The sequence below is a fragment of the Nonomuraea sp. NPDC049625 genome (assembly GCF_040675285.1).
GTDB classification, from domain to species: Bacteria; Actinomycetota; Actinomycetes; order Streptosporangiales; family Streptosporangiaceae; genus Nonomuraea; species Nonomuraea angiospora_A.
In genome coordinates this window covers 353,559-364,861 of record NZ_JBFAOQ010000015.1, presented here as the reverse complement: position 1 = coordinate 364,861, position 11,303 = coordinate 353,559, and the positions used below count along the sequence as shown (strand labels likewise).

Genomic DNA, 11,303 nt, shown 5'->3' with positions numbered 1-11,303 from the left:
GCGCGGCGCGGCCGCCGGCAAGTGCGTCAAGTGGGGCGGCAAGGCCGGATCCAGCACGTACAACAGCCCGTCCGAGCACTGCGGGAGCTGAACCCCCTTGAACCTGCGCATTCTCCTGACCGGCGCCGCCGTTCTGCCCCTGTCGATGCTGGTGGGGCACCCGGCCGGCGCGGCGGCCGCCGATCCGATGACCGACGCGTTCACCAAGGCGGCCTCGACGTATGAGGTGCCCCGTGACCTGCTGGTCTCGGTGGCCTACTCCGAGACCCACCTGGACGGGCACCAGGGCCAGCCCAGCGCCGACGGCGGGTACGGCGTGATGCACCTGGTCACCGCCAAGACCCTCGACAAGGCCGCCACGCTGACCAAACAGCCGGTGTCCGCCCTCAAGTCGGACGACGCGGCCAACATCACGGGCGGCGCGGCCGTCCTGCGTGCCCTCGCCGACGAGCTCAAGCTCGACGCCACCGCCCGCAAGGACGCGGGCAAGTGGTACCAGGCGGTCGCCAAGTACAGCGGCGCCTCCTCCCCCGCGGTCGCCCGGCTGTACGCCGACACCGTCTACGAGGAGCTCGCCAAGGGGATCCGCGCCACGACCCCCGGCGGCGAGAGCGTCACCGTACCGGCGAGCACCGTGACGCCCGAGCGCGGCCCGTACGCCGACGCGGACGACCTCGACAAGCCCAGCACCCTCGCGGCGAGCACCGACTACCCGTCGGCCAGGTGGGTTCCGGCGCACAGCAGCAACTACGCCGTCTCCAACCGGCCCACCAGCGACGCGATCGACCGCATCGTCATCCACGTGACCCAGGGCAGCTACGCCGGCACGATCTCCTGGTTCCAGACCGGGCCCCGGCCGAACCCCACCTCGGCCCACTACGTCGTCCGCTCCTCCGACGGCGCCATCACCCAGACGGTCAGGGAGAAGAACCGGGCCTTCCACGCCGGCAACTACAACCGGCGCTCGGTCGGCATCGAGCACGAGGGCTTCGTCGACAACGCCACGTGGTTCACCGACACCATGTACCGCGCGTCGGCGGCGCTGACCCGCAACATCGCCGACCGGTACAACATCCCCAAGGACCGCAGCCACATCGTGGGCCACAACGAGGTCCCGGGCGCCGACCACACCGACCCCGGCCGGTACTGGAACTGGTCCAAGTACATGCAGTACGTCACCGGCAGCAGTGGCGGCGGCGGGGGCACCAACCCGCACACCGCCGAGTCCGTGTGCGGCACCGGCTACAAGGTGATCGACTCCGCCGCCCTCGGCTCCAGCGGCACGGTCTACCTGACCTTCAACTCCGCCAACGGCAACAACTGCGTGGCCACGATCAAGAAGGCCTCGCTGGGCAAGGCCACCGCCACCGCCGCCTTCCTGGAGGTCAAGGGCAAGACCCGGGCCACCGACACCGGCAACTTCGACTACTACGCCGGACCCATCCGGGCCACCGCCGCCGACAAGTGCGTCAAGTGGGGCGGCAAGGCCGGGACGAGCACGTACGAGAGCCCCTTCGAACACTGCGGCGGCTGATCCGCTGACCCTATGACCTGTGGCCGGATCGCGCGGGCTCGCGATCCGGCCACAGCTTTGCCGTGGGGCAATTGCGGCTGACGACACGCGGCCGATAAAGGCGTCTGACGTCCGTGTCGGGCGAGGGCCGCCAACCCGGGAAAGCCGTATTTACCGTAGCCCGGTGCCGTGTCATCATGCGCTCACCGTCTGTCGATGGGAGCGTAGTGATTCGCGACCTACTGACCGTTCTGCGCTGTGCCCGGCTGGCGATCGCCCTTCCCGTCGCGCTCAAAGACGCCGTCGCCTGCGCTCCCGACGCCGTACGCGACTTCGAGCGCGCCGTGGAACCGATCGTCCGCGACGTGTTCTCCGAGCCCGAGCGCGAGGCGATGATCGACTCCCTGCGCGGCACCGCGCTGAGCTTCAACGTCGGCATCCATGCCTATGCCAGGATGGCGGGCCGCTCCTGTGACGGGGAGCTGGTCATGCTGGCCGGATCGGTCGCCCGGCTCTATGACGACATGATCGACAACGGCGGCGACCCGGCGATCGACTCGTGGGTGGCGTCCCTCTTCAAAGCCGAAGAGCATGCCGCCTCACCTGATCATCACCAGCGCCTGCTGGCCGCGCTCTACGCGGAGATCCGCCGCCGTGCTCCCGGCGAGCTCTGGCACACCGCGCTGCTCGAACTGCACGACTACCAGGTGCTCTCCCGCAAGCAGCGCGATCCCGCCACCCCGGCGGCACAGCTCGGCAAGATCACTCGGGGGAAGGGCGGGCTGGCGGGCCTCGTACTGTTCGGCCTGGTGCATCCGGACATGAGCGTGGTGCAGCGCGACGCGGTGATGGAGGCGGGCGAGGCGCTGCAGGACCAGGCCGCAGCTGGGCCGACACCGCCGGAGTCAGCACCACCTGCCCCGCCAGCGACCAAGCCGTGACCCGGCCGTTCGCGCCGATGGCGTAGCTCGCCTCGGGGAAGCGCGCCCGGCCGCTGTCCGGTGCGAAGCGCGCGTACCGGATCTCCAGCTCCGCGCGCCTGCGGCGGACCCGCTCGACCGCGACGCGCCCGCCCGTCGCGGGCCGGTAGCCGAACTCCAGCACCACCTCTTCGTCAGGCGCGGCCCGCGTCAGCGCCTCCACGTCGCCGGGCCTGGTCAGGTCGCAGACCCGGCCGCCGACCGTACAGCGCAGGATGTCGAAGCCGTGCCCGCGCAGCACCCGCGTCTGCGCGGCCAGCCAGTCCGGCTCGAACCGGCGCTGGGCGCGCGCCAGCAGGCGCAGCGCCATGACCCGGGCCACCACGTACGCCGCGGTCAGCCAGGTGGCGGCGGAGAAGAGCGGATGCGGCGCGAAGGTCGCCGCCAGCGCGAGCGCGGCGGTGAGCACCGCCCAGCCGAACGTCGCCGCGGGGGCGCGCTCCGGCGACGGCCCGGCCAGAACTCGGCGCACCGTCACCGGCAGCCCGGGCAGCGGCACGAGCGGGACCGGCAGGTCGGGGCGGGAGTATTCGGGCCCGTAGGTGACCGGCATCTTGCCAGTATCACCCGAGACGCCGCCCGGTGTTACTGGCCTGCCGGCTCGTCTCGTTCTGCCGGACGCGGCACCGGCCCAGCCTGAAGGGCCGCGACATCCGGATGTCGCGGCCCTTCTCCCGGTCATCGCGCCGATCAGCCGAACGGCTGGTTGTCCAGCGTGTTCACCTTCACGGCGGTGATCTTCACCTGCTTCATCAGCACCTGGGACGTGCCCGCCGGCTTGGAGCAGGCGAAGCTGAGCGGCCCCGTGCCGGGGTAGGTGTGTACGACGTTGAGGAAGATGCTGTGCCTGCTGTGCGGCGCCAGCGTCACCTCGGTGATGTCGCCGTCCGAGTTGGGGCCCGTACCGATCGTGCAGAGGTAGTCGATCGCGGAGTTACCGGTGTTCTCGGCGTACAGCTTCGCGGTGATCGTGTACGAGCCCGTCCCCAGGAACCCGCTGAAGCCGGGGCTGAGGGCGTTGGAGTGGACGATCTCGTTGTCCCACCGGCTGATCACCTCCGGTGGCACCGCCTCGGCCGCGTTGACGTTCCCCGCCAGCAGCGCGCCCGCGGCCACGACGGCGGCCAGCGCGGACAGGCGCAGGCGGCGGCGGGATGGGGCGGTTGTGGGCATGGTCATGTGAGTTTCTCCTGATGTGAGCCGTCCCCCTCGCGCGGACGCGCGAGCGGCCGCACGCTGTCGCCGGCCGAGGCGGCGGTCACCGGCTCGCGTGCACCCTGGAAAACTAGCCCTCGCGGTTTCGGAAGACCGCGCAAAAATAACCGCGCCGGCCGTGCCGGTCGTCATCGCGCTTTCGTCCACCGGACCCGCACCGAAGCCCCCGTACCAGGCACGGATCTGCGTCTAGGGCCCCTCCAGGAAGCGGCGCAGCGTGGCCTCGATCCAGCCGTACGCGATCGTCTGCTCCGGCGGCCAGGGCCTGTCCTCGATGATCGACACCAGCTCCCACAGCCTGGCCGCCCGCGGGTCGTGCTCGTCGAACGTGCGCAGCAGCTCCTCGCGGCCCTGTCCCATCACCGCCAGGATCCGATCGAGGATCGGCTCGGATTCGGGGGAGCCGGGCTCGATGCCCGCCCGCGAAGCGGTCAGCGCCTCCCGCATGATCTGGGCGTTCATCTCGTGCCAGGCGTCGAAATCCCGGTCCTCCTCCCAGAACTCCGTGTTCTGCCGGCGCAGGCTGTCGCGGTAGTCCTCGTCGGCGAGCAGGTCGGCCAGCTCCAGCCAGGCGTCGAGCTGCGCGACGGTCGGCTCCTCGGGCAGTTCGGGGAGCATGGCGTCGCGCATCTGGGTCAGCCACTCGCGCCGGGCATCGATGCCGCCGCCGACCTCGTCGACGAACTCGTCCAGCAGGATCTCCATCTCGGCCGCGCCGAGCCGGCCGAGCGCGTGGAGTCTGCTCAGGTCCTCCTCGGCGGGATCGCCGTCCCGGGCGAGCGTCGCCCTGAGCACCGCCCTGGTCCGCTGGAGCGATCTGAGCTGCGTCTCGACCGCCTTGAGGTGAAGATCGAGTACGTCCCTCAGCCGGCGGTCGCCGAGCGAGCGGATCGTGGCCAGGTCGACCCCGATCTCCCTCAGCGTGCGGATCAGCTCCAGCCGCGCCCGGTCCTCATCGCCGTAGAGCCGGTAACCGGAGGCAGTGCGCTCGCGCTCGGGCAGCACGCCCGCGTCCGAGTAGAAGCGGATCGTCTTCACGGGAAGGCCGGTCAGCTTCGCCAGGCGGCCGATCGTGTAGCTCATAATTCCCTTGAGCCTCCAGTAACTGGAGACTTTAGCGTAGCCGACATGGCGAAGCAGAAGATAGCCAGGGTCGTCACCCTGCACATTCAGGCCGGCGAGGCGGGCCCCGCGAACGTCGGCAAGGACCTCGGCCCGCTCGGCATCAACCTCATGGAGTTCTGCCGGCAGTACAACGCGCAGACGCAGGACCGGCGCGGGTTCGTGATCCCCGCGGTGATCACCGTGTACGAGGACAGGTCGTTCGAGGTCGTCACCAAGCAGGCGACCACCGCCTCGCTGATCCGGCGCGTCGCCGGGCTCGACGGCGGCAGCCCGCGGCCGGGCCACCAGAGCGGCGGCTCGATCACCCGCGCCCAGCTCCGCGAGGTCGCCCAGGCCAAGCTCCCCGACCTCAACACCGCCGACCTGGATCAGGCCGAGAAGATCGTCGCGGGAACGGCCCGTTCCATGGGCCTCACCGTCCGCGACTAGAACCGGGATCCCGCTCGGCCAGATCATGATGGGCATGGGAATCTGCGTTTTCTGCGAGATCATCGCCGGGCGCGTCGAGGCCGGCGTCGTTCATGAGGATGACAGCGTGGTGGCCATCATGGACCACAAGCCGGCCACGGTCGGCCATGTGCTGGTGATCCCGCGCGTACACGTGGTCGGGCTGGCGGACGCCGATGACGCGGTCGGTACGGCGATCTGGCGCACCGCGCGGCGGGTGTCGGGCGCGTTGCGGGCATCGGGGCTGCGCTGCGACGGGGTGCGGTTGTCCCTGGCCGACGGGGAGGCCGCCGGTCAGGACGTCTTCCATCTCCACCTGCACGTGGTGCCGCGCTTCCTGGGAGACGGCGTGGTGGTCACCGCCGGCTGGAAGAAGCGGTCGCGGGAGCTGCTCGACCAGGATGCGGCGCTGATCCGGGAAGCCCTTACGTAACTCCGGCGAAAGCGTTCCTGCAATCGCCTGTTCCGCTGCACCCAGCTGCCCAAGAAAAGACGGTCTGATAATCACCTGTTTTGATCATTTCCATCTTTTTCTCCAAGTCGATCCCCGACGCGCGTTATCTCGCCTTCGAGCGGGTACCTCCAGCTCGCACCATCAGGGGGATGTGGCATTAAGTCCGATTCTTCCGAATCCGACCTACAGGGGAAGAAACAGATGATTAAGCACCGAAGCATCAGAAGCGCGCTGGCCTTTGCCGTGGCAGCGGCGGCGGCCAGTGGATTCGCGACTCTGACCTTTACGGCGTCGGCGGGCGCCACGGCCGTCACCAGCGTTCACAGCACAGTGGACACGGCGGCAACCGCGATCAACCTCGCCACCGATCCGAGGTCGGAGAAGGAAGAGCAGCCGACCCGGGCGATCGACTCGGCCTTCCAGGGCGACCCGGAGGACCCGAAGAAGCCGCCGACCAAGTTCGTCGGGGTCATCCGCGACGACAGGGTCGCGATCAGGGACCCGCGGACGATGCCACAGTGGCATGACCTGACCGAGCTGCTGCCGCGCGACTTCGGCCGTCTGGTCGACATCACCCTGGCCGCGCCCGACGAAGGCGACACCGTGCACATCACTGTGCTGAACGAGCGCGGCAAGGTGGCCCAGAGCAGGTGCACCGTCTTCCCGACCCCGGGCACGAAGGGGACGCCGGAGTGGCCTGACAACTGCACCGACTTCATCGATCTCACGCGTAAGTGAGTCGCCTGATCCACCGATGATGAATGCCGTGCCCGGGAAGCTTTCCGGGCACGGCATTCATCGTTTTTTGCTACATTTTTGTGGCTGTACGGCACACATGATAGTCCAATTGAGCGGATTTGCCACCTCATCGCCCGCGCCATTTTGGGCGATTTATGAGGAGAAAGCGCGCTATGACGCTATCCTGGACGAAACGGCCGCAGGCCATGCAAAGTCATCCCTGTAATGCATGGAGCGAGCCGAAAGGAAAACGCATGAAGCGTTACGAGAAGCCCCGTCTTATGGCAGCCGGATCCTTCCGCAAGGCCACCGGCCTCCTGGCCCTGCACGGCAACGACCGCCTGATCTTCAGCAAGAACTGAAATCGGACAGTCCATGCCCGACTGCGGCATGCTGAGCCGGCCGCACCACGGCGAGGCGTACTTCGTGGTCCTCCCCGACCACGAGGCCGCGCCCGCCGTGGCGGCGGTCCTGCGTACGGCGACTGCTCGCACCGTCACCTACGCCTCCGGACGGCCCTGGCTGGTCGGGCACTGGTCCGACGAGGAGATGACGGTGGCCGAGGCGGGCGCCACCAAGCTGGCGGTGATCGGCCGCTGCGCCTTCGACGCCGAACGGCTGGCCGCGGAGGCGAGCCGGCTGCGTGACCCGGCGCACCTCGACCGGCTGGCCCGGACCCTGCCCGGCAGCTTCCACCTCGTCGCCGCGCTGGACGGCCGGTTACGCGTCCAGGGCACCGCGTCCGGACTCCGGCTGGTCTTTCACGCGCGCGTGAACGGGCTCACCGTCGCCTCCGACCGCGCCGACGTTCTGGCCGCCGCCACGGGCGCCGAGCTCGACGTGCGGCGCCTGGCCGTACGGCTGCTCTGGCCCGTCCCCCATCCCCTGCCGCACCTCCCCCTCTGGCCGTCGGTCACCGCCGTCGAACCCGGCCACCACCTCACCGTCGCGCCGGACGGGGTGACCGCGGGGCATCGCCGCTGGTGGACGCATCCCGAGCCCGTCCGCACGCTGTCCGACGCCGCCGAGGACGTCCGGCGGGCGCTCGACGACGCGGTCGGCGCGCGCACCAAGGCGGGCGGCACGGTGAGTTTCGACCTGTCCGGAGGGTTGGACTCCACGTCGCTGTGCTTCCTGGGCGCCGCCCGGCAGGAGGCGCACCTCATCGCCTCCACCTGGCCGGGCCGCGACCCGGCCGACGACGACCTGGCGTGGGCCCGGCGCGCGGCGGCCCACCTGCGCGGCGCGGAGCATGTGGTCTGGCCGGCGGAGGAGTCGCCGCTGGTCTACGAGGACCTGCTGAGAGTCGACGACACGCTGGACGAGCCGACCATCGGCGTCATGGACCGCGCCAGGGTGCTGGCGCACCTGCCCCGGCTGGCCGCCAGGGGCAGCAGGCTGCACGTGACCGGTATCGGCGGCGATCACGTGGCCTGGTGCTCGGAGGCGAGCTACCACCGGCTGCTGCTCAGGCGGCCGATGCTGGCGATCGGGCGGCTGCGCGGTTTCCGCGCGCTGTTCCACTGGCCGTACGGACCGATGCTCCGGACGCTGGCCGACCGCCGTTCCTACCGCCGCTGGCTGTCCGGCTCGCTCGCCGATCTGCGCGCCCCGCTGCCGCCCCCCGTGTCCGGCGCGCTGGGCTGGGGGGTGCCGCCCCGGCTCTTCCCGTGGATCACCCAGGAGGCGGGCCGCATGGCCGCCGAGGTGCTCGCCGAGACCGCCCCGTACGCCGAACCGCTGGGAGCCGACCGGGGGCAGCACGCCGACCTGCACGCCATCCACGACACCTGCCGGATCATCCGCCAGTGGGACCAGATGAGCGTCCGCGCGGGGCTGCCGATGGCCTCCCCCTTCCTCGACGACCGGGTGATCGAGGCGTGCCTGTCGGTACGCCCGCAGGACCGGGTGACGCCGTGGCGCTACAAACCCCTCCTGACGACCGCGATGCGCGGCGTCGTGCCCGAGGAGTGCCTGCGGCGGACCAGCAAGGCGGAGGCCTCGCTCGACGCCGCCGAAGGTCTGCGCCGCCACGGCCCCGACATGCAGGCACTCTGGGCTGACTCCCGGCTGGCCCGGCTCGGGCTGGTGGACACCGCCCTGCTCAAGGACCTCACCGCGCACCCCGACACGCCGGGACTGCGGGAGGCGATCCTGTACTCGACCATCGGCTGCGAGGTCTGGCTGCGGACCCTGGAGCCGTTCGACAAGGAGGACGGCCGATGAGCCTGCGGCTGAGCGCCGATGTGTCCACCGCCGACACCGACTACGGCATCGTGCTTCTCAACCAGCGCAACGGCGACTTCTGGCAGCTCAACCCGAGCGGCGCGCTGGCCGTGCGCCGGCTGCTGGACGGCGACACCACGGAGCAGGCGGCCGCGGCCCTGGCGGCGGAGTTCGAGGTCGGGCACGGGGAGGCCCTGGAGGACGTGCTGGCGCTGCTGGAGCAGCTGCGGGCCGCCGGGTTGGTGGCGCCGTGACCGTTCCGAGCGCGCTGGAGCGGCCGCAGGGGGTTCCGTGGCGGGCCAGGCTGGCGGCGCGGATGGCGGTGGGAGCGGCGTTCTCGCTGGCCGTGCTGCCGCCGAGGCGCCTGCGTACCGTGCTCACCCTGCTCAGCCGGCGGGCCGGGCCCGCCACGTACGCCGAGGCCAAGGCTGCCAAGGACGCGGTGCTCGCGGTGAGCCTCACCTGCCTGGGCGTGCACGGCTGCCTTCCCCGGTCACTGGCCACCGCCCTGCTGTGCCGGATGCGGGGCTCGTGGCCGACGTGGTGTACGGGTGTCCGGGTACGGCCCCCGTTCGGGGCACACGCCTGGGTCGAGGCGGAGGGCAGGGCGGTGGACGAGCCCACACCGGAGGGCTATCTCGCCCCCTTGATCGCTGTCGCCCCGAGAGGTCAGGAGTTGTGTGGGACCACCAGTCCGGATTCGTAGGCGAAGACCACGAGCTGGGCGCGGTCGCGGGCATTGAGCTTGGTCATGGCCCGGTTGATGTGGGTTTTCGCGGTCAGCGAGCTGATCGCCATGCGGTCGGCGACCTGGTCGTTGGACAGGCCCTGCGCGACCAGGGCGACGGCCTCGCGTTCGCGGCCGGTCAGCTCTTTCAGGCCCGTGCCGGTGGCGGCGTGGAGCGGCTGGGTGACGTACCGGTTGATCAGCTTGCGGGTGATCGACGGTGCGAGCAGGGCGTCGCCGCGCGCGGCCACGCGTACGGCGTGCAGGAAGTCCTCCGGCACGATGTCCTTGACGAGGAATCCGGCCGCGCCGGCGCGCAGCGCGTTGAAGACGTACTCGTCCAGGCCGTAGTTGGTCAGGATGACGACGTGCACCCCGGCCAGGGCCGGGTCCGCGGCGATGCGGCGGGTCGCCTCGATGCCGTCGACGACCGGCATCCGGACGTCGATGAGCGCGACGTCCGGCAGGTGCCGCCTGACCAGGTCCAGGCCCTCCTTGCCGTCGGCGGCCTCGGCCACCACCTCGATGTCGTCCTCCAGGTCGAGCAGCGCGCGGAATCCGCTGCGGAGGAGCGGCTGGTCGTCGACCAGCAGGACACGGATCATGACGTACGGTCCACGGGAAGTTCGGCCTGGACGGTGAAGCCGCCCTCCTCGCGCGGTGCCGCGCGCAGGCGACCGCCGAGGGCGGTGACCCGTTCGCGCATCCCGAGCAGGCCGACGCCGGGCGGCGGGGCGGCGTCCGGGGTGGCCCTGCCGTCGTCGTCGATGCGGACCGCGAGGGCATCGGGACGGTAGTCGATCCGGACGGACGCGGTCGCGGCGGCGGCGTGACGGGCGACGTTGGTGAGGGACTCCTGAACGATCCGGTAGACGGTCCGGTCCACCGCGGCCGGCACGTCGTGGCGCTGTCCCCCGATCGTCAGCGTCGCGTCCAGGCCGGTCGTCCGGGCCCGTTCGACCAGCTCCGCGACGTCGTCGAGCCCACGCGGCGGGCTCGTGTCGTCGTCGCGCAGGGCCTCCAGGGTCGCGCGCAGCTCCCGGGTCGCCTCGCGTCCGGCTTCCTGGATCGCCAGCAGGGCCTCGGGCACCGGTTCGCCCCTTTTGCGGGCCACGTGGACGGCGACCTCCGCCTGCACCTTGATGATCGAGATCTGGTGGGTGAGCGAGTCGTGCAGCTCCCGCGCGATGTGCAGCCGCTCCTCGTCGGCGCGCCGCCGCGCGGTCTCCTCCCGGGTGCGCTCGGCCTCGTCCGCCCGCCGCTCGGCCTGCCGCAGCGCCTCACCCGCGGCACCGGCCGCGACCAGCCAGGCCAGCTCCAGAGCGCCTCTGGCCTGCGCGAACGCCTCGCCCGTGTCGTGCAGCCCCGAGGCCAGGGCCGCGAGGGGCAGGACGGCCAGCATGGCCACGCTCACCGCCACCGTGACGGCACGGTGACCTGCCCGCACGGCCGCGTACACCGCGAACAGGTACGCGACGGCGGGCACGTCGAACCCGGCCGCCTGGTAACCCGCCGCGCACAGCCCGGTGACGGCCAGGACGAGAACCGGGGCCCGGCGGCGCGCGGCCAGCGCCAGCCCGCCGGCCGCCAGCAGCGCGTAGCCGAGCAGGTCGAGGTAGGTGGTGGAGTGCTGCCCGGACAGCCCGGTGACCAGCAGCGCCGCGGCCACGCCCCCGGCGATCGCCCAGTCTGTGACAGCCGCCGGGACGCCGAACCGTCCTGTGCTCATGCGCGCACCTTAGCCGGATACCGCCGCGGGCGACTCCACCGCGCGGATGAGCGGCCGGCTACCGCAGCCGCGGTACCTGCGCGGCTTGTGCGGCATTCGCGGTAGCCGGCTGCGGCATCGGCGGCACCGCGAACTGCCCACGTCAGGCG

At 71.1% G+C, this 11,303-nt stretch carries 13 protein-coding genes; 8 read left to right on the top strand and 5 right to left on the bottom strand.

Annotated elements, in window-relative coordinates; genetic code table 11:
• Nucleotides 1-97: 97 nt before the first annotated feature.
• Complete coding sequence (locus tag AB0J87_RS47810; protein WP_363978436.1) at nt 98-1,534, top strand: N-acetylmuramoyl-L-alanine amidase; 1,437 nt, start codon at nt 98-100, stop codon at nt 1,532-1,534.
• A gap of 741 nt (nt 1,535-2,275) precedes the next feature.
• Here AB0J87_RS47810 and AB0J87_RS47805 read toward each other — a convergent pair.
• The 3 genes from AB0J87_RS47805 to AB0J87_RS47795 all read right to left on the bottom strand — a co-directional run bounded on the left by AB0J87_RS47805 (nt 2,276) and on the right by AB0J87_RS47795 (nt 4,791).
• The gene (locus AB0J87_RS47805; protein WP_363978433.1) at nt 2,276-3,046 is read right to left on the bottom strand and encodes a hypothetical protein; all 771 of its coding nucleotides are present in this window, start codon (nt 3,044-3,046) and stop codon (nt 2,276-2,278) included.
• Nucleotides 3,047-3,183: 137 nt separating this feature from the next.
• Nucleotides 3,184-3,672, bottom strand: a complete 489-nt coding sequence (locus AB0J87_RS47800) for a hypothetical protein (RefSeq protein WP_363978430.1) — start codon at nt 3,670-3,672, stop codon at nt 3,184-3,186.
• A gap of 225 nt (nt 3,673-3,897) precedes the next feature.
• Entirely contained in the window at nt 3,898-4,791 is an 894-nt protein-coding gene (locus tag AB0J87_RS47795) for a MerR family transcriptional regulator (protein ID WP_363978427.1), read from the bottom strand.
• A 45-nt stretch (nt 4,792-4,836) separates the two neighbouring features.
• On the opposite strand from AB0J87_RS47795, the gene rplK reads away from it, so the two are divergent.
• The 7 genes from rplK (at nt 4,837) to AB0J87_RS47760 (ending at nt 9,404) form a co-directional block, all read left to right on the top strand.
• Complete coding sequence (gene rplK, locus AB0J87_RS47790) at nt 4,837-5,262, top strand: 50S ribosomal protein L11 (RefSeq protein ID WP_363978424.1); 426 nt, start codon at nt 4,837-4,839, stop codon at nt 5,260-5,262.
• Between the two features lie 34 nt (nt 5,263-5,296).
• Nucleotides 5,297-5,713, top strand: a complete 417-nt coding sequence (locus AB0J87_RS47785; RefSeq protein WP_363978421.1) for an HIT family protein — start codon at nt 5,297-5,299, stop codon at nt 5,711-5,713.
• Between the two features lie 351 nt (nt 5,714-6,064).
• Nucleotides 6,065-6,472 carry a hypothetical protein gene (locus tag AB0J87_RS47780; RefSeq protein ID WP_363978418.1) on the top strand — a complete coding sequence of 136 codons (408 nt, stop codon included), beginning with the start codon at nt 6,065-6,067 and terminating at the stop codon, nt 6,470-6,472.
• 254 nt (nt 6,473-6,726) lie between these two features.
• Entirely contained in the window at nt 6,727-6,834 is a 108-nt protein-coding gene (locus tag AB0J87_RS47775) for a keywimysin-related RiPP (RefSeq protein ID WP_350723271.1), read from the top strand.
• A 13-nt stretch (nt 6,835-6,847) separates the two neighbouring features.
• Nucleotides 6,848-8,698 (top strand): lasso peptide isopeptide bond-forming cyclase, encoded by a 1,851-nt coding sequence (locus AB0J87_RS47770; RefSeq protein ID WP_363978414.1) that lies wholly within the window; start codon nt 6,848-6,850, stop codon nt 8,696-8,698.
• On the top strand, nt 8,695-8,952 hold the full coding sequence (locus AB0J87_RS47765) for a lasso peptide biosynthesis PqqD family chaperone (protein WP_350723274.1): 258 nt from the start codon (nt 8,695-8,697) through the stop codon (nt 8,950-8,952). Before AB0J87_RS47770 ends, AB0J87_RS47765 begins: the two co-directional genes overlap by 4 nt.
• Nucleotides 8,949-9,404 (top strand): lasso peptide biosynthesis B2 protein, encoded by a 456-nt coding sequence (locus AB0J87_RS47760; protein WP_363978410.1) that lies wholly within the window; start codon nt 8,949-8,951, stop codon nt 9,402-9,404. Before AB0J87_RS47765 ends, AB0J87_RS47760 begins: the two co-directional genes overlap by 4 nt.
• Here AB0J87_RS47760 and AB0J87_RS47755 read toward each other — a convergent pair.
• A complete protein-coding gene (locus AB0J87_RS47755; RefSeq protein WP_363978407.1) occupies nt 9,368-10,030 on the bottom strand; it encodes a response regulator transcription factor in 663 nt (220 codons plus the stop codon). The genes AB0J87_RS47760 and AB0J87_RS47755 overlap by 37 nt on opposite strands.
• Complete coding sequence (locus AB0J87_RS47750) at nt 10,027-11,154, bottom strand: histidine kinase (RefSeq protein WP_363978405.1); 1,128 nt, start codon at nt 11,152-11,154, stop codon at nt 10,027-10,029. The genes AB0J87_RS47755 and AB0J87_RS47750 overlap by 4 nt, the downstream gene beginning before the upstream one ends.
• Nucleotides 11,155-11,303: the final 149 nt, after the last annotated feature.

Coding starts and splice junctions, on each gene's coding strand:
- AB0J87_RS47805 (WP_363978433.1), bottom strand. CDS start 3,046: ATGCCGGTCACCTACGGGCCCGAATACTCCCGCCCCGACCTGCCGGTC.
- AB0J87_RS47800 (WP_363978430.1), bottom strand. CDS start 3,672: ATGACCATGCCCACAACCGCCCCATCCCGCCGCCGCCTGCGCCTGTCC.
- AB0J87_RS47795 (WP_363978427.1), bottom strand. CDS start 4,791: ATGAGCTACACGATCGGCCGCCTGGCGAAGCTGACCGGCCTTCCCGTG.
- rplK (WP_363978424.1), top strand. CDS start 4,837: ATGGCGAAGCAGAAGATAGCCAGGGTCGTCACCCTGCACATTCAGGCC.
- AB0J87_RS47785 (WP_363978421.1), top strand. CDS start 5,297: ATGGGAATCTGCGTTTTCTGCGAGATCATCGCCGGGCGCGTCGAGGCC.
- AB0J87_RS47775 (WP_350723271.1), top strand. CDS start 6,727: ATGAAGCGTTACGAGAAGCCCCGTCTTATGGCAGCCGGATCCTTCCGC.
- AB0J87_RS47770 (WP_363978414.1), top strand. CDS start 6,848: ATGCCCGACTGCGGCATGCTGAGCCGGCCGCACCACGGCGAGGCGTAC.
- AB0J87_RS47765 (WP_350723274.1), top strand. CDS start 8,695: ATGAGCCTGCGGCTGAGCGCCGATGTGTCCACCGCCGACACCGACTAC.
- AB0J87_RS47755 (WP_363978407.1), bottom strand. CDS start 10,030: ATGATCCGTGTCCTGCTGGTCGACGACCAGCCGCTCCTCCGCAGCGGA.
- AB0J87_RS47750 (WP_363978405.1), bottom strand. CDS start 11,154: ATGAGCACAGGACGGTTCGGCGTCCCGGCGGCTGTCACAGACTGGGCG.